Raw genomic sequence first — 24378 nt, 5'->3', positions numbered from 1 at the left:
GCACGTTTTCATCCAGGAGGTAGCAATGGCAGCACCGGCATTACCCGTCGGATTCGATTTCACCGACCCGGCGCTGTGGGAGAACCGAAGTCCGGTACAGGAATTCGCGCAGCTGCGCCGCACCGCCCCGGTGTGGTGGAACGCGCAATCCGACGAGACCTCCGGTGGTTTCCGCGACGGCGGCTACTGGGTGGTCAGCAAGCTCGCCGACATCAAGGAGATCTCCAGACATCCCGAGCTGTTCTCCTCCGAGCGGAAAGGGGCCATCATCCGCCTGCCCGGCGACATCACCCCGGAGCAGATGGCGCTCACCGGCGCTCTGCTGGTGAACATGGACCCGCCCAAGCACTCCAAGATCCGGCGGATCATCGCCAAGGGGTTCACCCCGCGTGCGGTGGAGAGCCTGCGGGCGGCGCTGACCGAACGCGCCGCGCGGATCGTGCACGAGGCCAAGAAGTCCGGCGGCGGCGACTTCGTCGAGCAGGTCGCGTGCGAGCTGCCGTTGCAGGCCATCGCCGAGCTGATCGGGGTGCCGCAGGAGGATCGGCGCAAGTTGTTCGACTGGTCCAACCAGATGCTCAACTACGACGATCCCGAGTACGGCGATCCCGCGATGGCATCGGCCGAGATCCTCGGTTACGCCTGGAACATGGCCGAGCAGCGCCGCGCGTGCCCGGTGGGCGACATCGTCAGCGAGCTGGTGCACGCCGACGTCGACGGTGAGGCGCTCGGCTCCGACGAATTCGGCTTCTTCGTCATCCTGCTCGCCGTGGCGGGCAACGAGACCACTCGCAATGCCATCACCCACGGCATGAAGGCGTTCGTCGACCGGCCCGAGCAGTGGGAGCTCTACCGGCAGCAGCGTCCGCGCACCGCGCCCGACGAGATCGTGCGGTGGGCGACCCCGGTGACCGCCTTTCAGCGCACCGCGACGGAAGACCTGGAACTGGGCGGGCAGCGGATCCGCCAGGGAGAGCGGCTCGGATTGTTCTACAGCTCGGCCAACTTCGACGAGGACGGGTTCGCGGATCCGTTCACCTTCGACGTGCTGCGCGACCCGAACCCGCACGTGGGTTTCGGCGGCACCGGCACGCATTATTGCGTCGGCGCGAACCTCGCCCGGCTGGAGATCGATCTGATGTTCAACGCCATCGCCGACGCGATGCCCGGCCTGCGCCAGGAATCCGAGCCGGTGCGGCTGCGGTCGGGGTGGATCAACGGCATCAAGAGCTGGCGGGTGCGCTACGAATAGCGCCGGGCGCGGGCTCCCCGTCACCCGACGGGGAGCCCGCCGCGTGTCCGGCCGGTCAGCTGTCGCCGTCCTTGCGGCGCCTGCGGTAACGGACGGTGCATGGCTGCGCGAGCTGCACGACCATCTTGGAGTGGTCGTTGCGGTAGCTGTCCGGCTGCTGGGTCATCTCGAATTCCCAGTCCCGCAGCAGCAGCGAGAAGATCGCCTTCAGCTGCATCAGCGCGAACGCCGCGCCGACGCAGCGGTGGCGGCCCGCGCCGAACGGAATCCAGGTCCAGCGGTTGACGAGGTCGGCCTGGTTGGGATCGATGTAGCGGCCGGGATCGAACGTGTCCGGATCGGGGAAGTCCTCCGGGATGCGGTTGGAGATGGCGGGAGTGGCAGCGACGTGATCGCCGGGTTCGATGCGATGACCGCAGACGTCGAATTCGCCGCGGGCCACCCGCATCAGGATGATCAGCGGCGGGTGCAGGCGCAGCGTCTCCTTGAGCACGGATTCCAGTACCGGGATCTGGCGCAGCGCGCCGAAGCTGATGTCCGAGCCGTCGGCGTAGAGTTCGTCGAGTTCGGCGACGACCCGGTCGAGCACCTCGGGGTGGCGCAGCAGTTCGATGATCGTCCAGGCCGCCGTGCCGGAGGTGGTGTGATGGCCGGCGAACATCATGGAGATGAAGATGCCGGTGATCTCGCTGGCGCTGAAGCGCGGTGCGCCGTCCTCGCCGGGGATCGAGATGAGCACGTCAAGCATGTCCCGGTCGTCCTTGCCGGTCGGCGGGTCGGCGGCCCGCCGATCCATGATCGCCTGCACCAGTTCGACGAGCTCGGCCCGCGCCTGGTCGCGGCGGCGGAAACTCTCGATGGGCGCGTAGGGGTCGACGTAGGCCAGCGCGTCGGTGCCGCGTTCCAGGTCGTGGTAGAGGTGGGCGAAGCGGTCGTCGAGGTCGTTGCGGAACTTCACGCCGATCAGGCACGCCGAGGAGGTGTAGATGGTCAGTTCGGCGAAGAAGTCGAGCAGGTCGATCTCGCCCTCCTCGCCCCAGCGCGCCAGCATCCGTTCCACCTCGCGGGCGATGGTGGCGGCGTGCCCGCGCATGTGCTCGGCGCGCAGCGCCTGGTTGTGCAGCATCTCCTTGCGGCGTTCCGGACTGGCGTCGAAGACGACGCCCTCGCCGAAGATCGGCTTCATGAAGGGGTAGGCGGCGGCCTGGTCCAGATCGTCGTCGCCTGCGCGGAAGAAGAATTCGTTGGCCTCCGCGCCCGACAGCAGGATGACCTGGCGCCCGGCCAGATCGAACGAGCCGACGTCACCGCATTCCGCGCGGACCCGGCGCATCAGCCCGATCGGATCGACGCGGAACTCCTCCAGATGACCGTGCTCGTGGTCGCCTCCGGATACCCGGCGTGGTTTCACCAGAGTCATTGGAAATCCTTCCCCAGATAAGTGTCCGAGTTTTATGATGGACACGTGTCTGGACAGTACTACGGTTAGCGAGCCTCCGGCAAGACGCCGACCGTGACCGTCGCCTGTGCGGCCACAGGTGTGCCGCCGTCTGCGCACAGCCCGCGACGAGAAGTGATCGGTGGTTTCGAGATGAGGTTCGGCAGCCGAGCCATGCTGGTGACATGGCGGTTACTGCGGTTGAAAATCGCCGGAGCGGCGTTGATCCTGCTCGTCGTCGCGGTGGTCGCGGTCGCCGCGGCGATGTACGCCGGGCGCTTCCGCTCGACGGTGGCCGTCACCGTGGAGACGCCCCGCTCCGGCCTGGTGCTCGACACCGATGCCAAGGTGCGGATGCGCGGCGTGGAACTCGGCACGGTGAGCGCCGTCGAGTTCCGCGGCGACCGGGCGCGTCTGCGCCTCGCGCTCGATCCCGAGCTGCTGCGGCTGGTGCCCGCCAACGCCACGGTGGATATCCGTTCGACCACCGTATTCGGCGCCAAATACGTGAATTTCGTGGTGCCGAGCGCTCCGTCGCCGACGCCGCTGCGCCCGGGCGCGACGATCCGGGCCGAATCCGTCACCGTCGAATACAACACGCTGTTCCAGCGTCTGAGCGAGGTGCTGGCGAAGGTCGAACCGGGTGAACTCAACGCCACGCTGGCCGCGTTGGACACCGCGCTGCGGGGACGTGGCGAGCGGTTGGGCGATCTGCTCGCTCGCGCCGACGACTACCTGCGGCAGATCAACCCGAGCCTGCCCGCGCTGCGGCGCGATCTGTCGTCCGCAGGGCGGGTCACCGGACTCTACGCCGACACCGCCCCCGACCTGCTGCGCACGGCCGCCGACGCCACCGCGACCAGTGGGACGCTCGCCCGCGGCGCGGACGATCTGGATGCCGTGCTGCTCAATCTCATCGGTTTGGCCGACACCACCCGGTCGGCGCTGACGGACAACGAGCAAGGACTCACCGCCGCGCTGGAGACCCTGCGACCAACGGGCTCGCTGCTCGATACCTATTCGCCCGTGCTGTTTTGCGTGGTCACCGGCATCGCGAAGGCTCTTCCCGCGGCGGAAGCCATTATCGGCGGGAACAAACCCGGGGCCATCTTCAACGCGAGTTTCATGTATGGCGCGCAGCCCTATGAATATCCCGGCGACCTGCCGAAGGTGAACGCGACCGGCGGGCCGCGCTGCGACGGGATTCTCGACCGGGTTCCCGATAGTCACGCCGATTATGTGGTCACCGACACCAACGAAGGCGCGCCGTTCACTCCGTCCATGACGGTCGTGCCCAACGCCCCCAAGGTGTTTCAAATCCTTTTCGCCGGCATGCCGGGAGTGCCGCGCTAGTCGACGGCCGCTGCTTCCGGTTCGGAAGTGTGCTCACGTAGGACGGTGTGCGGAGTGCCGTGATCGGCGACCCGGCCGTCTCGCAGCAGCAGGCAGTGGTCGGCGCGCAGGGCGTCTTCGCGCCGGTGTGTCGCGTGCACGACCGTCACCCCGTGGGCTCCGACCAGGCGGATGGCGTCGGAGATCTCCCGCTGCGCGGCCGCGTCCAAGCCGGTGGTGGGTTCGTCGAGCAGGAGCAGGTCGGACTCCTGGGCCAGTGCCTGGGCGAGCAGCGCGCGTTGGCGCTGGCCGCCGGAGAGGCTGTCGAGCCGGCGCTCCGCTAGGTCGGCGATGGCCATGCGGTCCAGGCACGCGCGCACGATGGCGCGATCCTGGCGGGTGAGACGCCGCCATGCGCCGCGCCGCGCCCAGCGCCCCATGGCGACCGTTTCGCCGACGGTGATCGGCAGGGTGGCGGGAACGGCGCTGTGCTGCACCACGAATGCCGGTCGCCGCAGATGTTCCCTGCGCACGGTTCCCGCGGTGGGTGCGATGACACCCGCCAAGACGCCGAGCAGGGTGGATTTGCCGGAGCCGTTGGGCCCGACGAGGGCGGTCACCTGGCCGCCCGGGATCGTGGCGGTGACCTCGCGCAGCACCGGATGTCCCCGGTAACCGGCCGTCACCGCGGCGACATGGACAGCTGACGGCATGAGACTCCGATCACTCATTGAAATGAAAACCGTTATCATTGTAGAGTGCTGCGTCATGGAGTGGTTGGCCCCGTTCGAGGTGTCGTTCGTGCAGCGGGCGCTGTGGGGCGGATTGCTCGTGTCGTGCCTGTGCGCGCTGGCGGGGACCTGGGTGGTGGTGCGCGGCATGGCGTTTCTCAGCGAGGCGATGGCGCACGGCATGCTGCCCGGCATCGCGATCGCCGCGCTGCTGGGCGGGAATCCGCTGCTCGGCGCGGCATTCAGCGCGGCGGCGATGGCCGTCGGCGTATCGGTGCTCGGCCGCAGCACGCGCTTCGCCGCGGACATCGGCATCGGGTTGCTGTTCGTCGGAATGCTGTCGGCGGGCGTGATCATCGTGTCGCGCTCGCCCTCGTTCGCGGTCGACCTCACCGGCTTCCTCTTCGGTGACGTGCTCGCCGTCGGCGAGCGTGACCTGTGGTATCTGGTCGCGGCCACGGTGCTCGCGGCGGTGCTCGCCGTGCTGGGCCACCGGGCGTTCGTGGCACTCACCTTCGATCCGCGCAAGGCGCACACCCTGGGTTTGCGGCCACGTCTGGCGAACGTGGCGCTGGTGGCTCTGGTGACTCTGGCGATCGTCGCGTCCTTCCATATCGTCGGAACCCTGCTGGTTTTCGGTCTGCTGATCGCGCCGCCCGCGGCGGCCGTCTACTGGACGCATCGCATTCCGTCGATCATGCTCACCGCCGCGGCGCTCGGCGCGGTGGCCACCTTCGCCGGGCTGCTGATCTCCTGGCACGCGCGCACCGCCGCTGGGGCGACCATCGCGGCGACGGCCGTCGCGCTGTTCTTCGTCTCGGCGTTGTCGTCCCGGTTGCGTGATCGGATTCGAGGCCGGCGCGTGCCGCCGCAACCGCTGGCCGTCCTGCTGGCCCTGTCCGCGATCACACCCCTGATCGGTTGCACGACAGAGGATTCCATCGATCCTGTGGAGACGACGCCGCACGGATACGTGGCCGGCGCGCAAGAGGCCGATGAGGCCCAGCCACGGCTGGTCGTGGCAGACGCGGCGACCGGCGCCGTGCGGGTGGTCGACCTCATCACCGAGGAGGTCGTCGACCTCGGGCGGGCGGAAGGCGCGGGCCGCCTGACCGCCGACGGGCGCTTCGCCTTCTTGCCCGCCCGCGACGGCGTGCGGATCGTGGACGCGGGCACGTGGACGGTCGACCACGGCGACCACGTGCACTACTACCGCGCACCGGTGCGCGATCTGGGCGCCGTCGCCGGCGGTCCGCTGTCGGCCGCGCACGCCGAGGGCGCGGTGACGGCACTGATCGCCGAAGCCGGTGGCACCACGCTGCTCAACCGGTCCGCGCTGGGCAGCGGCTCGCGGCAGGTGCACGGCGTGATCGCGGACGCGGCCGCGGTGCCGTACGCCGAGCGCCTGCTGGTGGCCGCGCCCACCGGTGACCGGATCGAAGTGCGCACCCGAGACAACGCGCCCGCAGGGGTTCTCGCGCAGCCGTGTCCACGCCCGCGCGGCTCCGCGGTGACCAGGCGCGGTGTCGTCTTCGGTTGCGCCGACGGCGCTTTGGTGGTGAGGGCCCGCGACGCGGTCTTCACCGGCGAGAAGATCCCCTATCCGCCCGGCAGCTCCGAAGACGATCGCGCGATCGAGTTCTTCCATCGTCCGGGCAGCGCGACGCTGGTGGCCGAGGCGGGCCGGCGCGGCGTGTGGGTGCTCGACGTGCGGCGCAAGACCTGGACCGCCGTGGACACCGGTCCGGTGGTGGCGGCGAACACGGCGGGGGAGGACGCGGCACTGCTGGTCCTCACCGCGGACGGTCTTCTGCACAGTTACGACGTCGGGTCCGGCCGGGAGTCCGCCGCGGCGCGACAGCTCACCGCGCCGGTGCGCGACGGCGCACCCGCGCCGGTGATCCTCGTCGACGAGCATCGCGCCTACGTCAACGATCCCGCGGCGCGGGTCATCCACGAGATCGACTACACCGACAACCTGCGCACCGCGCGCACCTTCCGCCTCGACATCGCGCCCACGACGATGGTGGAGACCGGCCGATGAGACGAGTCGCCCGGTGGTGCGCGCTGGTCGCCGTCGCCCTGCTCAGCCTGACCGCATGCTCGAATGCCGACGCCGATCGCGGCGGAATCGTGGTCACCACCAACATCCTCGGCGATCTCACCCGCGCCGTCGCGGGCGACGCGGTCGAGGTCACCGTGCTCATGCAGCCCAACGCGGACCCGCACTTGTTCGCCCTCTCCGCCCAGCAGGCGGCCCGGCTCGAACGCGCGAACCTGATCGTCTACAACGGTCTCGGCCTCGAGGAAAGCGTGCTGCGCAACGTCGAGGCGGCCGAGAAATCCGGGGTGGCGGCGGTGGCCGTCGGCGCGGCGATCGATCCGATCGACTACTCCGCGGACGAAGCGGACGGCGGGCCGGATCCACACTTCTGGACCGACCCGCGCCGGGTGCGCAAGGCGGTGGAAGTCATCCGGGACCGGATCGTCGAGCGGGTCGACGGCGTCGACGCCGCGGCCGTACGCGCCGGAGCCGACCGCTACCTGACCGAACTCGACGGGCTCGACCGTTGGATGACCGAGCGGTTCGCGACGATTCCCGTCGAGCGGAGGAAGCTGGTCACCAACCATCACGTCTTCGGTTATCTCGCAGAGCGATTCGGCTTCGAGGTGGTCGGCGCCGTGATCCCCGGCGGGACCACGCTCGCCTCACCGAGCCCGTCGGATCTGTCCGCCCTCGCCGGAGCCATCCGGGTCGCAGGAGTGAGCGCGATCTTCGCCGACTCCTCGCAACCCGACCGATTGGCCCGTGTGCTCGCCGAACAGGCGGGCGTGCACGTGCGGGTGATCTCCCTGTTTTCGGAATCGCTCACCGAACCCGGCGGCGGCGCGGGCACCTACCTGGAAATGATGCGGGCCAACACCGAGTCGATCGTGCGCGGCCTCGCCCCTTAGTACCCCGAACACCAGAACGAAAGACGGAGTAGCTCATGCCCGTTCGGTCAACCACGAAATCGACCGCCCTGATCGGTCTGCTGACCTTGGTGCTCGCCGGTTGCTGGGCCGGCACTACCGCCGAACGCGACGCCCCGCGAATCGCCGATCCCGTGGCGATCACCTACGACGGCGGCATCCACGTACTGGACGGCGCCACCCTCGAACTCGCGGGCACGGTCGAACTGGACGGCTTCAACCGGCTCAATCCCGCCGGCGACGACCGCCACCTGATCGTCTCGACGAACGCGGGTTTCCGCGTCTTCGACGCTCGCGCGGCGAAATTCACCGATGTGCAGTTCCCCGGCCCGCATCCAGGGCACGTGGTCCGGCACGCCGGACGGACCGTGCTGTTCAGCGACGGCACCGGCGAAGTCGTCGCGTTCGACTCGGCCGATCTCGCCGATGGCGCGCCCGAGACCGCGACCTATCGCGCGGCCGCCCCGCACCACGGCGTCGCGATCGAACTCGCCAACGGCGAACTCGTCGTCACGCTCGGCACCGAGGAGAAGCGGACCGGCATCGTGGTGCTCGACCGCGACCGCGCCGAGAAGGCGCGCAACGAGGACTGCCCCGGTGTGCACGGCGAGGCGACCGCCGCGGGCGAGGCCGTGGTGATCGGCTGCGAGAACGGTGTGCTCGTCTACCGCGACGGCGTGATCAGAAAAGTCACCAGCCCGACCGAGTACGGCCGCATCGGCAACCAGGCGGGCAGCGCAGAGTCGCCGGTCGTCCTCGGTGACTACAAGCAGGACAGGGACGCCGAACTGGAACGCCCGCAGCGGGTTTCGCTGATCGACACGGTCATCGGCACGTTGCGCCTGGTCGATCTGGGTACCAGCTACACCTTCCGCTCGCTGGCTCGCGGCCCGCGCGGCGAAGCCCTGGTGCTGGGCACCGACGGCCGCATTCACGTCATCGATCCCGTCGCGGGGGCCGTCGTGCGGACCATCCCCGTCACTGGTTCCTGGCAAGAGCCGCTGGAATGGCAGAAGCCGCGACCCGCGCTGTTCGTCCGCGGCGACATCGCCTACGTCTCCGACCCCGGCGCGAAGCAGCTGCACCGCGTGGACCTGAACACCGGAGCGAAGACGGCGAGCGTCACGCTGCCGGACACGCCGAACGAAGTGAGCGGCGTGGCCGGGCACTGAGTGCGCGCCCAGCCGGACCTCGGCCGGCGTTCGCAGGCGCTGCCACGCGAACGCCGACGATATTCGTGCGAGGAATCGCGTCGCGACGGGTTAGGTTGACACGATGCCGCTGCGACACGAGCCGGACGTTTCGAAGGCCGAGTGGTTCACCAAGGGCGACGATCCGTGGACGCAACTGTGTTCGATCGGACCGAGTGGATTCGCCAGGTATGCCCGGCTGTTCCATCCGATCGCGCCCGAGGAGGATTCGTCCGATCCCGGCATCCTGCTCAACTACGAGGGCGACCTCGACGTCGAGACGCTGCGGCGACTGTGCGGCATCCTCGCCGGGCACACCGCGACGCCGGATGAGTGCTATTTCGGGCTCTGGGAGGGCTTCGGCGATATCTACGGCGGCTCGTCGGTCGCGGTGGCGTTCCGCGTGGACGGGGAAGCGGATCTCGCCTCCGCGCCCACCGTCGGACCGGCCTTCCCGCCAGAAGTGATCGATGGGCCGCGGGTGCGCATTCCCGCCCGGGACTATCTGCTGTTCCGTGGGCCGCTCGACGAGGCAGGACAGTGGGGGGCCGCGGACCTGGTTCCGGGCTGGTCGCGGACGATCAACAGCCCGAATCTCATCTGGCCCGCCGACCGGGCCTGGTTCGTGGCGACCGAGATCGATGTGCCCTGGACCGGCGTAGCGGGCAGCGCCGCGCTGATCGAGGCATTGCGCGACGATGCGGAACTGGACGTGGAGGAGGTCGTGCCGTCGGGCGAGCTGTCCTATTGGCGGAACGGCACGTGAACGCCTCGTAGTCGCCGAGGCGTGAATCCGCGGCCCGACCGCCGCTACGGTGGGATGGCATGGACACCGCTGTGCTCGCGCTGCCAGGGTCCGCGCGCGTCTCCCCGGCGTCGGCGTGGGGCCGGTTCTCCAGGATCGCGCAGCTGCGGCCGGTGGTCCTCGCGGCCGGGTGCCTGGTCGTGGTGCAGCTGGCGATCCGCTGCTGGGTGGCAGGCAGCGGGTTCTTCTACTGGGACGATTTCATACTGGTCGGCCGGGCGGCCCGCTTCGGACCGTGGTCCACCGATCTGCTGCTGTACGACCACGACGGGCATTTCATGCCGCTGGCCTTCGTCACGGCGTGGGCGGTGAACGCGGTGGCGCCGCTGGTCTGGGCCGGTCCGGTGGTGGCGCTGCTGATCATGCAGCTCGCGGCGTCGGCCGCCGTGGTCCGCATGCTGCTGCTGTTGGCGGGCCCGCGCCTGCCCATCCTGATTCCGCTGGTGTTCTACCTGTTGTGCCCGTTGACCATCCCGGCGTTCGCCTGGTGGGCCGCCGCCTTGAACGCGCTGCCGCTGCAATTCGCCCTCGCGTGGGTGATCGGGGACGCGGTGCTGCTCGTGCGCACCGGTCGTCGCCAGTACGCGGTGTCGGGGATCGCGGTGCTGGTGGTGGCGCTGCTGTTCTTCGAGAAATCGGCGGTCGTGCCGTTCGTCGCCTTCGCCGCCGCCGCGCTGGCCCGCCACGTCGACGGCGACGCGGCCCCGATCGGCGCGGTGGCGCGGCGGGGTGCGGCGCTGTGGATCGGATCGGCCGCCGTGCTCGGCTTCTGGTCCATCGCGTATCTCGCGGTGGTCGACGGCCCGGGTCTGCCCGACGATTGGAACGAGTTGCGCGACCTGCTGCCCACCGCCGCTTCGCTGGGGATCGTGCCCGCGCTGTCCGGCGGGCCGTGGGTGTGGGAGCGGTGGCTGCCGTCGACGCCGTGGGCCGATCCCCCGGGCTGGGCGGTGGTCGCGGCTTGGCTGGCGCTGGCCGCGGCGGTGGCGCTGACCATGCGCGCCCGGCAGCGGATCGCAGCGGTGTGGCTGACGGCGGCGGCCTACGTCGTGATCGCGCAGCTGGCCGTGGCGCTGGCTCGTGGCGGGCCGAACACCGCGGCGGAGGTGATGCAGTCGCTGCGCTACTTCGCCGACCTGGCGGTGGTCGCGGCGGCCGCGGGCGCGCTCATGCTGCGGGCTCGTCCCCGGCCGTCCCGCGGGCGGCCGCGCATGGCGCTTGCGGTCCGGCCGCTCGCGGTGGTGGTGACGGCGGTGTTCGTCGTGAGCAGCCTCTGGTCCACCTGGACGTTCGTGCGATCCTGGCGGGCAGGCCCGTCCGAGACGTACATCACGAACGTGAGGTCGGCGCTGCGCGCGTGGGACGGCGCGCCCCTGCTCGAGCAGGAAGTGCCGTGGAACGTCTTGAATCCGATGGCCTATCCCCAGAATCTGACCAGCAGCGTGCTGGCCTCCGTAGCCGCCCCCGGCACGTTCGCGGCTTCGACACCGCACCTGCGCATGATCACCGACGACGGTGCGATCGTCGACGCGGCCGTCTGGTGGAACCGGTCCATCCTGCCCGGACCGGAGCCCGGCTGCGGCTACCGCGTCGACGGAACCCGGTCGACGCTCCTGCGCCTCGACGGCCCCATGCTCGCGAACAAGTGGACCGCGCAACTCAACTACGTGGCCGGTCGTGACGGGGTGGTGAGCGTCGCCATGGAACACGGCGAACCAGTGTCGGCGCCGGTGCGGAAGGGGCTGAACACGGTGTTCGTGCGACTCATAGGTAGTGGGTCGGCACTGCGGATCTCCGCCGGTACCCCGGGGCTCGACCTGTGCGTCGGCGTCGGACCGGTCGGCGTCGCGTCGTACGACAACTGAGCCGCCGCCCCCCGGCAAGCCCGTGGGTCGATTCATTCGGGCTGACCGATCGGCTTGCGGACCGATCCGCCTGATTCCGAAGCGGTCCCGTGCGGAGCCGAGTCGAAGCCGCCTCGGCGCGGTTCGCCGCGTCGCCTCGACACGCAGCGTCAGATCGCGAACTTCTACTACGACACCGCGCTGAGCGGATCGGCCGCCGCGATGGCGAGCGTGCTCGCCGTCACCGCGCGCGAGCACATCGTCTTCGGCTCCGGCTGGCCCTTCAGCGCGCTCACCCTGCCGCAGACCGGCACCCACGGTCCGGCGCCGGGGCTCACGACATCTTCGACGCCGATCAGCGGATGGAGATCGAGCGGATCAGTCCGCTGCGGCAGCTGCTCCGGCTGGCCGCCGCGGTCGGCGCGTGAGCGCTCGCTCAGTTCAACGCGACGACGGTCTCGGCCGCGGCGCGGGCGCGCGACAGCGCCTCCGGCACCGGAATCCGGCCCAGATACATCTCGGCGAGGATCGGGTCGACGGCGCGCAGCGCGGCCGAAAAGCCGGGGCCGCCACCGGATGAGATCCGCGGGCCGCGCAGGACGTCGAAGAACGGGGAGACGTCCACTCCCTTCCCGGCCCAGTAATCGCGGTAGCGCTGCTGTTCGGAGACAACCGCCGGGATGGTGGCGCCGCCCTCGGCCAGGTGGCGATTGCCCGCGCCGCTGCCGAGCCAGGCCAGCACCCGGCGCACCGCCTCCGGATGCCGGGTGGCCGCGTTACCGGCGACGCCGATCGCGTTGTTCGTGCTCACCCGCCCCGCCGGGCCCGCGGGCAGCAGAGCGACGCCCCATTCGAAGCGGGCCTGTGCTGCGATCTGCGCGAGAGTGAACGTCCCGGACTGCAACAGCGCCAGTTTTCCTTGTAGGAAGGCATTTTTCGCGAAATCGGGATTGGCGTTGGTGTCCGCGGGCGATGGCGCGAGCCCATCGGCGATCAACCGCACCACATAGTCGAACGCGGTGACGCCCTGCGGGCTGTCGAAGACGAAGTGACCGTCGTCGTTTTGGAAGCGGGCTCCGTTCGAGCCCAGATACGGCAGCTCGATGGACTGGAAGTCGTGACCGGCGTTGTACGCGTACGGCGCGACCGCCGCCAGCCCGCGCAGCAACGGGCGCAAGGTGTCCTCGCCACTCGGACTCCACCGCGCCGTGTTCAGCTCGGTGGGATCGATGTGCGCGGCAGCGAGCAGGGCGCGGTTGTAGTACACCGCGGTGCCTGCATCGACGAATTGCGGGACGGCCCACAGCTTCCCGGCGCGGGTGTACTGCGCGACCGCCGAGGGGTCCCACGCTGTCGCGGCATCGGGACCCAGCGTCGCCCCGATGTCGAGCAACCGGCCCGCGTCGGCGTAGTCCTCGTACAGATTGGTCAAGAACAGATCGTCGGCGGTGCCACCGGCCACGTCCAAGCGCAATTTCTGCTGGTAGGACGACCACGGCACCACCGTGATCCGCACCGCGACGTCCGGATTCGCCCGTTCGAACTCCGCGAGCGAGGCGCGGTAGGCGGGCACGAGACTCTCGTCCCAGATCCGCAAACCCACCACGGTGCGGCCGGACCCGTCGACGTCGCGGCCGAGCCACAGGGCCGCCGCGACCAGCAGTGCCGAAGCGAGCGCGAGGGCGAGCGCCACGCGGGTCGAGGTCCTCATTTGACTCCCGTCCACGCGATCGAGCGCAGCACCTGCCGCTGGCAGATCACGAACAGCACCACCAGCGGCGCGATGGCCAGCGTCGTGGCCGCCATCACCAGGGTCCACTGCGCGTTGTAGCGGGTCTGCAGATTCGCCGTCGCCACCGTCAGCACCTGCCACGAGCGCCCGCTGCCGGCGACCAGCGGCCACATGAAGTTGTTCCACTGCGAGACGATCGTGATGAGCGTCAAGGTCGCCAGCACCGGCCTGCTCATCGGCACCATGACGTGCACGATGATGTCGAGGGTGTTCGCGCCGTCCAGGCGCGCCGCGCCGATCAGCTCCTGCGGAATCGCGCGAAAGTACTGGCGCAGCAGGAAGATCGCGTACGGCGATCCGAACACGAAAGGCAGCACCAGCGCCCAGAACGTGTTCAGCAACTCCAGCCGCGCGAACATCAGATACAGCGGGATCAGGGTCACCATCGGCGGCACCATCATGGTGCCCAGATACACCCAGAACAGCGCGTCGCGGCCCGGGAATTCGGTGCGCGCGAAGGCGTACGCCGCCAGCACCGACGTGACCAATTGCCCCCCGGTGACGAACACCGTCATCAGCGCGGTCACCAGCACCGCACGCCCGAACCCGTAGTCGAGCACGGTCCGGAAATTGTCCGCGGTGACCGGATGGGGGAGGGCCAGCGGTGACCCGGTGGCGAACTGCCCGGGTGTCTTCACGGCGGTGAGCGCGCTGAGCAGCAGGGGCGCCACGGTCAGCAGCGCTCCGGCCGAGAGCACCGCGTAGGCCGCCGCCGAACGCAGCCGATCAGATCTCATACGTGGTCCGATCCCGGAAGTAGCGGTGCTGCGCCACGGTGATCGCGAACATCACCGCGAACACCACGAGCGCCATGACGGCGGCGCGACCGGGACGCGCGGCGTCGAACGCTTCGGTGAAGATCCGCATCGCGAGCACATCGGTGCGGTCGCCCGGTCCGCCTCTGGTCAGCGCGTACACGGTGTCGAAGGTCTGGAACGCGGTCAGCACACCGGTGACCAGTACGAAGAACATCGTCGGGCGCAGCAGCGGCAGGATCAGCCAGCGGATCCGTCGCCAGCCCGTGGCGCCGTCCAGCGCTCCGGCGTCGAGGATCTCGCTCGGAATCGCGCGGATCCCGGCCACGAAGAACAGCGCCACGTATCCGAAGTTCGCCCACACGCTCACCGCGGCCACCGACGGCAGCGCCAGCGCCGGGTCCGACAGCCATTCGACGCGCCTGCCGAGCGCGGCGTTCACGGCGCCGCCGGTGGGAGCGAACATCCACTGCCAGACCACGCCGACCGCCACCGGCGCGCACATCCACGGCAACGCGTACATGACCCGCAGGCTCGTCGCGCCGCGCCGCCGGGCCAGCAACGCCGCGACCGCGAAACCCAGCACCGTCTGCGCGGGCACCACGATCGCGGTCAACGCCAGCGTCACCAGCATGGCGTGGCCGAAGGCGGCATCGCCGAGCACCGACCGCCAGTTGCGCAGCCCGACGAACTCCATCGGTCCCAACAGGTTCCAGCTGTGCAGACTGAGCCAGGCCACCACCAGAATCGGCAGCACGAGGAACGCGCCGACGCCGATCAGGCTCGGCAGCAAGAGAACATAGCTCGTCACGCCGCGACGAGCCCCACGCCGGTTCATGTGCTGCGACGTTACCGCCCTCGCCCGCCCCGGCACGGCGGGCGGGGGCCGGTGGTCAGTTGGTCGGACCGCCCGCCACGTAGATCACCTGGCCGGAAACGAAACCGGCGCCCTCGCTCACCAGGAACGAGGCGGTGTGCGCGATGTCCTCCGGCGTGCCGACGCGCTGCACCGGGATCTGCGCGGCGGCGGCCTTCTGGAAATCCTCGAAGGAGACGCCGACGCGCTCGGCGGTGGCGGCGGTCATGTCGGTGACGATGAAGCCGGGCGCGATGGCGTTGGCCGTGACGCCGAACTTGCCCAGCTCGAACGCCAGCGTCTTGGTGAAGCCCTGCAAACCGGCCTTCGCCGCCGAATAGTTCACCTGGCCGCGATTGCCCAGCGCCGAGGTGCTGGACATGTTGACGATCCGTCCCCACTTCTGTTCGACCATGTGCTTCTGCACCGCGCGGGTGAGCAGGAAGGCGCCGCGCAGATGCACGTTCAGCACCGCGTCCCAGTCGTCGACGCTCATCTTGAACAGCAAGTTGTCGCGCAGGATGCCGGCGTTGTTGACCACGACGGTCGGGGCGCCCAGTTCGCTCTCCAACTGCGCGACGGCGGCGGCGACCGACTCCTCGTCCGACACGTCGGCGCCGAGCGCGACGGCCCGCCCGCCCGCCTCGGTGATCGCGCCGACCGTGTCGGCGCAGGCGGCCGCGTCGAGGTCGAGAACCCCGACCCGAAGCCCGTCCGCCGCCAAACGCTTGGCGATGGCCGCGCCGATCCCTCGCGCGGCGCCGGACACTACTGCAACTCGCTCGCCCATGAGCGCGTCCCTTCGTCGATCGGATGTCGGATCGGATCAGTCATACCGCACCGCCCCGCATGGCCGGGGGCGGACAGGTCGCCGAATCGCCGCCGGGGAATCAGCGCAGACCTCGAGCGGAAGGCTTGCCCTGCTCTCGACCCGGATGCTTCGATCGGCACGTGACCGATCAGAACGAGGTTCCCCGTATCGTCAGCGCCAGCCGTGAGATCAACGCGGGTCAGGCGGAGATCTTCGAGCTCATCGCCGACCCCGCCGAGCAGCCGCGCTGGGACGGCAACGACAACTTGGCCGAGGCAGCGGCGGGGCAGCGGGTGCGGGAAGCCGGAGCGGTGTTCAGCACCACCTTGACCAACGGGGCCGTGCGCGACAATCACGTGGTGGAGTTCACCGAGGGCAGCCGTATCGCGTGGCGTCCGTCGGAACCGGGAAAACAGCCGCCCGGTCACCTCTGGCGCTGGGAGCTGGAGCCGGCGGCCGAAGGCCGCACCCGGGTCACCCACACCTACGACTGGACGTCGCTCACCGACGAGAAGCGTCAGGTCCGCGCACGCGCGACCACCGCGGACAAACTGTCGGCCTCCCTCGACCGGCTCGCCGAACTGGCCGAGCGGCAAGCGGTTTCGCCGCGGCAGTAGTCCCGCCAGCGGTGGGCAGGAACCGGGACGGTCGCCGAATATCGTGGTCTCGGAACACGCACGCCGGACCGCCGCGCGGTCCTGCCCATTCCGCAGGGAGGACGCTATGAAGGCTTCGAGGATTCTGCTCTGTGCCACTTCGTTCGTGGCGGCATCGGTCATCTCGGCGGCCACCGCTGGCATCGCCGCCGCGCAGCCGGTGGTGGACGTCGTGGCGGGCAAGAAGTGGATCGTGGTCAGCGTGACGCCCCAAGGCGGGGATCGCCCGGAGTGGTGCCGAGTGGATCCCTATTTCGGCACGCCCGAGACCGTCAGCCTCGAAGTCGCGCCTTCCGGCAATCTCTTCGTCGACAACGTCGCCCCCGGCCCGCACCGGGTGTCGGTGTGGTGCCCGAACGGGGGCGCGAGCACGCACGACGTGGTGGTTCAGGGCTGAGAGGCACGGCCGCGCGGGTGACCCGGCGACAGGACACATCGCCGCCCGGTACACCTCAGCGCGGTGCGGCCCCTCGGGACAGCAGCAAGCCGATGAGACCGGCTTCCTGCCCCTGAGCGGTCATCATGTCGCGGACCAGCTGCTCGAACCATGCCGCCGTTCAGCAGGCTGTCCGCCGCCTGCGGGCCGGTCGGCGACAGTCCGGTAACCTTGCCCCAATGACCTCGCCACGCCGTGGGAACAGGGGGCCGAAGGCGGCGGCCGGCAATCGAGCGGCCTTGATCCAAGCGGCGCGAGAGGTCTTCGCCGACAGCGGGTTCGACGCGCCGTTCAGCTCCATCGCGCGGGCCGCCGGGGTGGGGCAGGGCGTGCTCTACCGGCACTTCCCGACGCGCGAGAGCATCGCGCTCGCGGTGTTCGAGGAGAACATCGATGGCATCGAGGCGCTGGCGGCCGATTCCGCGGTGACCGTCGACGATCTGCTGGCGATCATGGTCGATCAGATCACCACCTCGGCGGCGTTCATCGCGATGATCCATCCCACGAACACCGACGACATGCGCCTGTTCGAGGTGGCGCGCAGGCTGATCACCCTCATCGGGGAGAAGCTGGAGGATCCGCGCCAGCGCGGCACGGTGAGTGCCGACATCACCACCACGGACGTGGTGCTGGCGTTGGCGATGCTGGCGGCCGTGCTGTCGAAGACCGACGCGCAGTCGAAGAAGGAGACCGCCCGGCAGGCATGGGCGTTGCTCGACCGCGCGCTGCACGACTGACGGCGCGGACGGGCCTGTCGCGTTTCACGCCGCGCGATCGATCGACGCCAGTGCGTCGGCGACGCGCTCGAGCGAACGGATCACGTGCAGAAGTCCATTGCCGAATTCGCGCTGCGCGAAATCTATTCCGGTTTCCGCCGACCAGCGAGCGAGCAACCGGTGTACCGTGGCGTCGGCGCCGCTGGTATGCGATTTCACCGCGGCGGCGTGTGCGTGTCGTTGTGCCGGATCGTGCACGGCGGCAATGCCTTCGGCGGTATGTGCGGCGGAGTCACCGATGATGTCCACCAGTTCGACGAGTTCGTCGGCCAGCCCGATCAAGTCGTGGATCTGGGCGATCTCGGCGGCGATCGCCATGTGGTCGATGCAGCAGCGCAGCAGGACGGCGAGCCGGCGCAGGTGCCGGGGCAGCGGGCCGACCGGCGCGCCAGGGGGGATGAGGCCGGCCAGGCGATGCCGGATGCTGAACGGATCGACCGGGGGAGTGCGGAACTCGGCGAGGACGATGGCGCCCGCGCGTAGATCGAAGGCGGTCGCGGTGAGCGGGTCGTCCGGATCGGCCCGGCTCGTAGACGTTCGCATACCTCTCCTGGGATCGTCGCCGAGACGCCGACTTGCCCATGCCGCCCCCTCGGTCGCCGGTGGAATCGTCGCGTCGCGCACTGCCGACAGGCTATTGCTGGCAGATAGCTCATGACTGTATGCCGGACCTGTGCATGATCCGGATAGTGTTGTCCGGTAGGTGATCAGTCTGAACCATTCGCGCGATGTCGTCAAGCCGTCGGCGCGTCGTGTCTCATGGCCGATCTGGCTGCCCGCAGAGCGGTGGATCAGGATGCAAGGTTCGAAATTGGCTGGTGTATCGGGCCATTGGGCAATTCTTCCGACGTAACGCGGTCAGGTTTCGCGCGGTGCCGATGGTGCGCGGCCGTTTGTGTCCCCCTTGTCTCGCGGCGAGGAAGGTGATGTCGGACGGTGGGGGTGTCCGGATCGGTAGGTGAATCGACCAGTTTGGCCAGTTGGTTGCCAGATGGTGATGCAGGTCACAATTCGACTCGTTCGAAGCGGCGTCATCGAATCCGCGTCCGCCTTAGTGTGTGTGCGGCAGAACCTTCCGGCGAGGGCGCGGCGACCCACTTCCACCCGCCGTCTCCGCTCACCGGATCCTTCGCTGGTTCGGCACGCGGCCGCCCGACGGCGGCGCGACTCGCTGATCGCTCTGGCCGGCGCGATGGCTGGTACCCCATCGCAGTCGGTGTCCGCGGCCGGACCTGTCGGTACTTTCGTTGGTGCTACCGGGATGGGAACCATGGCTGTACGATCCGTCGATTACGTTGACCGAGGCGCCCCAGCATCGCGCTCCTTCACGCAATGGCGAGCCCAGGCTCGCCGGTGCCCACATCGGTACCGCCTGGCGGTGGTCGCCCCCGATATCGCGGACGTCGTGCGCTGGACCGGCGGGTGGCTGTTCGACCGAACCGTCGCGGGCTGGGAGGTCACCGTGCTCGTGGCCGAGCGCGCGGATACCCGCCCGCTGCGCATCCTGGGGGCCGCGGTGCTCGACCTCGAGCAGTTCTCGGCCGCGCCGGTGCGGGAGACCTGGCCGCAGGCGGTCGCCGTCGCCGCCGAAGCGTATCGGTCCGACGGCAGGGTCCGGGACGGCGTGCTCGACTGTCTCGACCGCGGGCTCACCGAGGTGACGATGTGGGGAGAGGATCTTCCCGCCGAACTCGACCGTCGGGTCGGCACGGTGCAACACCGCGTCAGCTCGGCCGGCCGGGCGTTCAAGACGTGCGCGCTACGAGCCGCGGGGCTCGCCACCCATACGGCCGGCCCCATCGAGGTGTTCCGGACCGCGATGACAGCGCGGACACACCCCGGCTACGGCGTCGACCTCGTGCCCGCCGGGTGATCTGCTCGCGTGCCCGCTCGGCTGATCGTCACGTCGCCGTGCCGGACGTGTACCCACGTCAGGGGGCACGGTAGGCCGCCGGGCAGTAGCGGCCGGTTGTCGAACCGTGGCCGTCCGACTTCTCGGGACCGGCGCGCGGAGGCCGGTCCCGCGTATGGCGACCTCAGACGCAGAAGCTGACGCTTACCGGACCCAGCGGAATGTTGAGGCAGACCGCGACCGACCCGAGGGCGTTCGTCGTCGGCGCGGGTGACGCCGGTGCGGCCGAGGCCGCCGGGGCGAAGAGGGCGCCGATGGTCAGCGTGAGAGCGGTGGCGGCGATCGCTTGCGTGGCTTTGGTGATCATCGTGATGTTCCTTGGCTGAGCGATTGGGCGATCCGGAACCCGACCCGGCGACGACGATCCGAGTCCGGGGTGACTCTGCTCAGATCATCCGCTTATGAGGTGGTGGGGACAAGTGCTCGCGCGACGACCGAACGGCGGGCGAGGTCACGACGGGAAGTGGATCACCTGGTTGGAGAACAGCGCGTCGGGGTTGGTGATGTGATTCGCCGCTGCGACGACTCCCACTCTGGTGTCCAGGTCCCCGGGGCCGTACACGTCCTCGCACAGCGTGCGCAGTGTGTCGCCCGCGATGGCGTGACGGCGGTTCAGGCCGGGCACGATGAGCACGTGCCCTGGATCCGGTTCGGCGCCCTCGGGCAGGTGGTTGGCCCGTTCGATCATCAGGGCGAGGTGCGCGTCGCCGTACCAGCGCTCGGCGAGGATCGCGAGGCTTTCGCCTTCGACCACCGTGTGGTGACCGACATCGGCCAGCTCCGGCATGTGCAACCACGCGCCGCGCTGGATCGCCCGTTGCGCCACACCGTTGACGACTTCCCAGATGAGCTGGGTGCCGGTGTCCTCGGTTCCGTAGTAGCGCTGGGTGATCTGCTTGCGCGCCGCGGTCGAGTCGGTGGTGGTGACGAGATGCCGCCGCGTGATGTAGGGGATCAGGAGTTGCTGTCCCACGTCGATCGCATTGGGATCGGCGAGATGGTTCTGGCGTGCGATCGCCGGGAACAGGCTGCTGTCTCCGTATTCCCGGTGCGCGATCGCGGAAAGGGTGTCGCCGGGTTGTACTTCGTACTTCTTCATCTCTTCGGCCTTTCTGGAAGTGCCGACGGCCGGCGGCGTGTACCTCGATTCCGATTGTTTCCACCGCGCGCCTGCCGTCCACGAACGGTTGTCGCGCTACCGAATGCTCGTCGCGTTCGGCGGCGGGATCGTGCGTAGACGACTACTCGTTTTCGGCGGCTCTCCCTTCCGCTGCGCCGGGCGGCGTGCCGGGTACCCGGATGCTCGCGCGGATACGCGGGCCGGGTCGCTCAGCCGGTGCGGGGCTCGGACGGCGGATCACGGCGTGTCCGTGCCGGGGAGCCAGCTGTGACCTGGGCGGGTCCATTGCCGGTCCTTGATCATGCGGCGGGCGGCTCGCTTGTTGCGTCCGATGAGGCGTTCGAGATAGAGCAGGCCGCCGAGATGATCGGTTTCGTGCTGAAGGCAGCGGGCGAGGTAGCCGGTGGCCTCTACGGTGACGGAGCGACCGGTCACGTCGACGCCGGTGACCTCGGCCCGGTGCGCTCGCCCGGTGGGGTACCACTCGCCCGGTACCGACAGGCATCCCTCCACGTCGTCGTCGGGGTCCGGCATCGTCTCCGGGATCGGGGATGTCCGCAGGACCGGATTGATCACGTGCCCGCGGTGCCGCCGGCCCCCGTCGACGAGGTCGTAGACGAACACCGCTCGTGGGTCTCCTACTTGGTTCGCGGCCAAGCCCGCGCCGTTGGCCGCGGTGTTGGTGTCGAACAGGTCGTCGATGAAGGCGGCGAGGTCGTCGTCGAAAACGGTGACGGGGACCGCGGGCGTGGTCAGTCGCGGATCGCCCGCGATGAGGATCGGTCGAACAGCCATAACCGGCAGGGTACTCAAATGCGAGTAGTCGTGTCAGACTAGATCGGTGAACGAGACCCGGTTGTTCGTCCTCGCCGCCCTCGCCAAACGCGGTCCGATGCACGGACATCAGCTGCGCCGCGATGCTCGCCTCGACCGTGCCGACCTGTGGTCACGGGTCAAGCCGGGGTCTCTCTACGGCGCCCTGCACCGGATGGCGGGCGAGGGATTGATCCGGCCGCTGCGCACCGAGCAGGACGGCGCGCTTCCCGCTCGCACCGTCTACGAGATCACCGCCGAAGGGCGCAGGGAACTGCGCGCCCTGCGTGACGAAGCCTTCACCGAAGTCGACATCCGGCCCGACCCGGTGGATCTCGCGTTGGCGGTCAGCGACGACCTCGACCGCGAACTGCTGCGCGGATACCTCGAAGACCGCCTCGCCGCACTGCGGGCGCGACGCTCCAGGATCGAGCATCAGCTCGACCGCCGCTGGCCCGACCAGACCATGGCCGACGACCTCATCGTGGAACATGCCACCATGCGGATGGAAGCCGAAATAGCCTGGCACGAACGGGTTCTCGGCGATATAGACAAGCTCGACGCACGTCGCTCCTGACGGTGGCGCATGTGGTCGCGCGTGGCGATGTTCGTGCGGCGAGAAGCGGTCGGCGACAGGTGTTCGCGTAAGCGGTGACCGGACAGTTCTTTTCGATCGTGTGAAGAAGCTCCGCGGCTGATTCGACGGCTGCGGGCCGGGTAGCACCAAGACGTGGCGCGAAGAGCCACAGTCGGTTTCATCCGCTACCGAAAGGAGCAAGTGATGGCAGACCAGAACAACCCGGGCCAGTTCGGCAACCGTTCCGACACCGAGGAACAGGCGCGTCGCGGCGGCCAGGCCAGCACCGGCAGCTTCGGCGATCGTCACTCCGCCGATCCGAGCGAGGCCGGCCGCAAGGGCGCCGAAGCGCAGCCCAACGAAGCGAAGGTGCGTGGCGGACAGCACAGCCACAGCGGTCGCTGACCGCGACCGAACACGGGCCGGGCGGTACAACCGCCCGGCCCGTTTCGTTGTGCCGGGAACTCTTCGGTCGCGCTGGGGGACAGCGCGGGCGCTGCTGCTTCTATGTGACTAGTAATTAGCAGAGAAAAGATCGACCGATGGGCCCTGTTTTCCTGCCGTCTCGTCGGAGATCAGCCCGGAGCCGGCTTGCTGGACCTGCGTCCGACTGCATCGAACATGCTGATCATGCACGCGAACTGGGTGATCCGGCTGGTCGTGCGCCGTGGTGTGATCGGTACCGCGAAGTTGCGGAAAAGTAAGGACAACTGGCCGTGTTGCTTGCTAAGTTAATGACTGTTCTTATCGCTGCGACGGCGATGAACGAGTGTCGCCGGCCTTTCGTCGCATCATCACGGCGGCGCTCGGCTCAATGAGGAGTGGCGCAGACATGGATGGATTCAGCAGGCGCGACGCGTTGAAGGCCGGTGGGGTGCTCGGCGCGTTCGGCGCCCTGGCCATGGTGACCCCGGCACGCGCGGAGCCGTGGACGTGGTCGCCGCAGGGTTCGGTGGCGGGCTACGGCGAAGGAGCCGACCCGCTCACCGTCTGGGATCCGGAGGCGGATCAGTTGGTCGCCTCCGTGATCGACCGGGGGGAAGTGCCGAGGGTCAACGAGTTGTTGCGCACCTGGACCACGAACGGTCAGCCTCTGCCGGACGGGTTGCCGGCGGATCTGCGCGACTTCATGGAGTACGCGCGTCAGCTGCCGCAGTGGGCCGATCGCGGCAAGCTGGCCACCGCCGTCGATTTCAACAAGAAGCGCGGGCTGTACCTCGGCGTGCTCTACGGGCTGGCCAGCGGCATGATGAGCACGGTCATTCCCAAGGAGGCGCGGGCGGTCTACTACTCCAAGGGCGGTCACGACCTGAAGGACCGCATCTTGAAGACCGCCAAACTCGGTTACGACATCGGGACCGCGAATGCCTATGGTCCCGACGGCGAGATGGTCGTGACCTGTGTGAAGACCCGGCTGGTCCATGCCGCCGTGCGTCACCTGCTGCCGCAGTCGCCGCACTGGGCGTCCTCCGCCGAGGAGGACATTCCGATCAGTCAGAACGACATGATGGTCACCTGGCACAGCCTGCCGACCACCGTGATGAAGCATCTGACCGCGTGGCAGGTGCCGATCCCGCCCGCCGAGTCGGAGGCGTTCCTGCATTCCTGGCAGGTGGGCGCGCACATGCTCGGCATCAAGGATGAGTACATACCCAACTCGTGGGCGGAGGCGAACTCGCAGGCCGCGCAGGTGCTGGATCCGATCTTGGCGCCGACCCCGGAGGGCGCCAAACTGGCCGACCGGCTGCTGCGGCTCGGGGCCAACCTCGACTTCACCGTCCTCACCAAGCCGGTGCTCGGCGCCTTCACTCGCTTCCTGCTCGGCGACCGGATCGCCGACGGGCTTGCCATCGCCAGGGAGCCGGTCTGGGACCCGCTGCTGCGGGTGAGCTGGGGGCCGTTCATCGCCGTGCGCGAAGGCCTGCTGCCCGTGGTGCCGCTCGCGCCGGACGCCTACTGGCTGTTCGACGAATTCCTCCGCAGGGCGGCGCTGCTGTATCTGGCGGAACTGCGGATGCCGATCAGCATCGAGATCCCGACCATGAATCGAGACATGAGCCAGCCGCCGCGCTGAGTCGCCGGACGCCGATGCGCTCCCTCTGGAGTGCATCGGCAGTAGCTGGTAAGTTACTCGTTATTCTTTGTAGTACATTGCCGAGGTGGGTGACACCTCTCCGCAGGGGCCGGTCCCACGGCCGCCGATCGGGAAGTGAACAGCGCCTCCCACTCTAAGTTATGAGGAGTTCCGCAACGTGAGCCATAGGATGTCCGGTCCGGCGCATGGCTCGACCGCCTTGCGATCGATGTCC

General features: G+C 69.0%; 25 protein-coding genes. 14 read left to right on the top strand and 11 right to left on the bottom strand.

Annotated features, from left to right (window positions below):
* The first annotated feature begins 25 nt into the window (after positions 1 to 25).
* Positions 26 to 1252 (top strand): cytochrome P450, encoded by a 1227-nt coding sequence (locus tag U3653_RS22695; RefSeq protein WP_195081482.1) that lies wholly within the window; start codon positions 26 to 28, stop codon positions 1250 to 1252.
* A 55-nt stretch (positions 1253 to 1307) separates the two neighbouring features.
* Here U3653_RS22695 and U3653_RS22690 read toward each other — a convergent pair whose 3' ends face one another.
* Positions 1308 to 2672, bottom strand: a complete 1365-nt coding sequence (locus U3653_RS22690; protein ID WP_195081483.1) for a cytochrome P450 — start codon at positions 2670 to 2672, stop codon at positions 1308 to 1310.
* 171 nt (positions 2673 to 2843) lie between these two features.
* Between U3653_RS22690 and U3653_RS22685 the strand changes: the two genes are divergently transcribed.
* Complete coding sequence (locus U3653_RS22685; RefSeq protein WP_323124293.1) at positions 2844 to 4043, top strand: MCE family protein; 1200 nt, start codon at positions 2844 to 2846, stop codon at positions 4041 to 4043.
* Here the strand turns inward: U3653_RS22685 and aztA are convergent.
* Positions 4040 to 4735, bottom strand: coding sequence for a zinc ABC transporter ATP-binding protein AztA (gene aztA, locus U3653_RS22680; RefSeq protein WP_323124294.1), 696 nt, complete (start codon positions 4733 to 4735; stop codon positions 4040 to 4042). The two genes, U3653_RS22685 and aztA, sit on opposite strands and share 4 nt — an antisense overlap.
* Positions 4736 to 4790: 55 nt before the next feature.
* Between aztA and aztB the strand changes: the two genes are divergently transcribed.
* The 5 genes from aztB to U3653_RS22655 all read left to right on the top strand — a co-directional run bounded on the left by aztB (position 4791) and on the right by U3653_RS22655 (position 11586).
* Positions 4791 to 6797 (top strand): zinc ABC transporter permease AztB, encoded by a 2007-nt coding sequence (gene aztB / locus U3653_RS22675; RefSeq protein WP_195081485.1) that lies wholly within the window; start codon positions 4791 to 4793, stop codon positions 6795 to 6797.
* Complete coding sequence (gene aztC, locus U3653_RS22670; RefSeq protein WP_195081486.1) at positions 6794 to 7708, top strand: zinc ABC transporter substrate-binding protein AztC; 915 nt, start codon at positions 6794 to 6796, stop codon at positions 7706 to 7708. The genes aztB and aztC overlap by 4 nt, the downstream gene beginning before the upstream one ends.
* Positions 7709 to 7743: 35 nt before the next feature.
* Positions 7744 to 8898 (top strand): zinc metallochaperone AztD, encoded by a 1155-nt coding sequence (aztD, locus tag U3653_RS22665; protein WP_195081487.1) that lies wholly within the window; start codon positions 7744 to 7746, stop codon positions 8896 to 8898.
* A gap of 103 nt (positions 8899 to 9001) precedes the next feature.
* Entirely contained in the window at positions 9002 to 9682 is a 681-nt protein-coding gene (locus U3653_RS22660; protein WP_195081488.1) for a hypothetical protein, read from the top strand.
* 59 nt (positions 9683 to 9741) lie between these two features.
* Entirely contained in the window at positions 9742 to 11586 is a 1845-nt protein-coding gene (locus tag U3653_RS22655) for a hypothetical protein (protein WP_323124295.1), read from the top strand.
* A 167-nt stretch (positions 11587 to 11753) separates the two neighbouring features.
* Here U3653_RS22655 and U3653_RS22650 read toward each other — a convergent pair whose 3' ends face one another.
* The 5 genes from U3653_RS22650 to fabG form a co-directional block, all read right to left on the bottom strand.
* Complete coding sequence (locus U3653_RS22650; protein ID WP_195081489.1) at positions 11754 to 11903, bottom strand: hypothetical protein; 150 nt, start codon at positions 11901 to 11903, stop codon at positions 11754 to 11756.
* A 98-nt stretch (positions 11904 to 12001) separates the two neighbouring features.
* A complete protein-coding gene (locus tag U3653_RS22645; protein ID WP_195081490.1) occupies positions 12002 to 13276 on the bottom strand; it encodes an ABC transporter substrate-binding protein in 1275 nt (424 codons plus the stop codon).
* On the bottom strand, positions 13273 to 14094 hold the full coding sequence (locus U3653_RS22640; RefSeq protein WP_195081491.1) for a carbohydrate ABC transporter permease: 822 nt from the start codon (positions 14092 to 14094) through the stop codon (positions 13273 to 13275). Before U3653_RS22640 ends, U3653_RS22645 begins: the two co-directional genes overlap by 4 nt.
* Positions 14084 to 14950 carry a carbohydrate ABC transporter permease gene (locus tag U3653_RS22635; protein WP_195081492.1) on the bottom strand — a complete coding sequence of 289 codons (867 nt, stop codon included), beginning with the start codon at positions 14948 to 14950 and terminating at the stop codon, positions 14084 to 14086. Before U3653_RS22635 ends, U3653_RS22640 begins: the two co-directional genes overlap by 11 nt.
* 55 nt (positions 14951 to 15005) lie before the next feature.
* Positions 15006 to 15758, bottom strand: a complete 753-nt coding sequence (gene fabG / locus U3653_RS22630) for a 3-oxoacyl-ACP reductase FabG (protein WP_195081493.1) — start codon at positions 15756 to 15758, stop codon at positions 15006 to 15008.
* A 161-nt stretch (positions 15759 to 15919) separates the two neighbouring features.
* On the opposite strand from fabG, the gene U3653_RS22625 reads away from it, so the two are divergent.
* From U3653_RS22625 to U3653_RS22615, 3 genes are all read left to right on the top strand, one after another.
* The gene (locus U3653_RS22625; RefSeq protein WP_195081494.1) at positions 15920 to 16396 is read left to right on the top strand and encodes an SRPBCC family protein; all 477 of its coding nucleotides are present in this window, start codon (positions 15920 to 15922) and stop codon (positions 16394 to 16396) included.
* A gap of 106 nt (positions 16397 to 16502) precedes the next feature.
* Positions 16503 to 16832, top strand: coding sequence for a hypothetical protein (locus U3653_RS22620; RefSeq protein ID WP_195081495.1), 330 nt, complete (start codon positions 16503 to 16505; stop codon positions 16830 to 16832).
* A gap of 218 nt (positions 16833 to 17050) precedes the next feature.
* Positions 17051 to 17608 carry a TetR/AcrR family transcriptional regulator gene (locus U3653_RS22615; RefSeq protein WP_195081496.1) on the top strand — a complete coding sequence of 186 codons (558 nt, stop codon included), beginning with the start codon at positions 17051 to 17053 and terminating at the stop codon, positions 17606 to 17608.
* A gap of 24 nt (positions 17609 to 17632) precedes the next feature.
* On the opposite strand, the gene U3653_RS22610 is transcribed toward U3653_RS22615, so the two are convergent.
* Positions 17633 to 18190: a hypothetical protein gene (locus U3653_RS22610; RefSeq protein ID WP_195081497.1), complete on the bottom strand. Its 558-nt coding sequence runs from the start codon at positions 18188 to 18190 to the stop codon at positions 17633 to 17635.
* An 835-nt stretch (positions 18191 to 19025) separates the two neighbouring features.
* Between U3653_RS22610 and U3653_RS22605 the strand changes: the two genes are divergently transcribed.
* A complete protein-coding gene (locus U3653_RS22605; RefSeq protein WP_195081498.1) occupies positions 19026 to 19520 on the top strand; it encodes a hypothetical protein in 495 nt (164 codons plus the stop codon).
* Between the two features lie 163 nt (positions 19521 to 19683).
* Here the strand turns inward: U3653_RS22605 and U3653_RS22600 are convergent, their stop codons facing one another.
* The 3 genes from U3653_RS22600 to U3653_RS22590 form a co-directional block, all read right to left on the bottom strand.
* Positions 19684 to 19866 carry a hypothetical protein gene (locus U3653_RS22600; RefSeq protein ID WP_195081499.1) on the bottom strand — a complete coding sequence of 61 codons (183 nt, stop codon included), beginning with the start codon at positions 19864 to 19866 and terminating at the stop codon, positions 19684 to 19686.
* A 144-nt stretch (positions 19867 to 20010) separates the two neighbouring features.
* Positions 20011 to 20658 (bottom strand): LysM peptidoglycan-binding domain-containing protein, encoded by a 648-nt coding sequence (locus U3653_RS22595; protein ID WP_195081500.1) that lies wholly within the window; start codon positions 20656 to 20658, stop codon positions 20011 to 20013.
* A gap of 258 nt (positions 20659 to 20916) precedes the next feature.
* A complete protein-coding gene (locus U3653_RS22590; protein WP_195081501.1) occupies positions 20917 to 21474 on the bottom strand; it encodes a peptide deformylase in 558 nt (185 codons plus the stop codon).
* 46 nt (positions 21475 to 21520) lie between these two features.
* On the opposite strand from U3653_RS22590, the gene U3653_RS22585 reads away from it, so the two are divergent.
* The 3 genes from U3653_RS22585 to U3653_RS22575 all read left to right on the top strand — a co-directional run bounded on the left by U3653_RS22585 (position 21521) and on the right by U3653_RS22575 (position 24143).
* On the top strand, positions 21521 to 22069 hold the full coding sequence (locus tag U3653_RS22585) for a PadR family transcriptional regulator (RefSeq protein WP_195081502.1): 549 nt from the start codon (positions 21521 to 21523) through the stop codon (positions 22067 to 22069).
* 204 nt (positions 22070 to 22273) lie between these two features.
* Positions 22274 to 22474, top strand: a complete 201-nt coding sequence (locus U3653_RS22580) for a hypothetical protein (RefSeq protein WP_195081503.1) — start codon at positions 22274 to 22276, stop codon at positions 22472 to 22474.
* A gap of 427 nt (positions 22475 to 22901) precedes the next feature.
* The gene (locus tag U3653_RS22575; RefSeq protein WP_195081504.1) at positions 22902 to 24143 is read left to right on the top strand and encodes an oxygenase MpaB family protein; all 1242 of its coding nucleotides are present in this window, start codon (positions 22902 to 22904) and stop codon (positions 24141 to 24143) included.
* Positions 24144 to 24378: the final 235 nt, after the last annotated feature.

Origin of the sequence: Nocardia implantans (assembly GCF_035544775.1) — a bacterium.
GTDB lineage: Bacteria > Actinomycetota > Actinomycetes > Mycobacteriales > Mycobacteriaceae > Nocardia > Nocardia implantans.
This window is presented reverse-complemented; position numbering and strand designations above follow the sequence as displayed.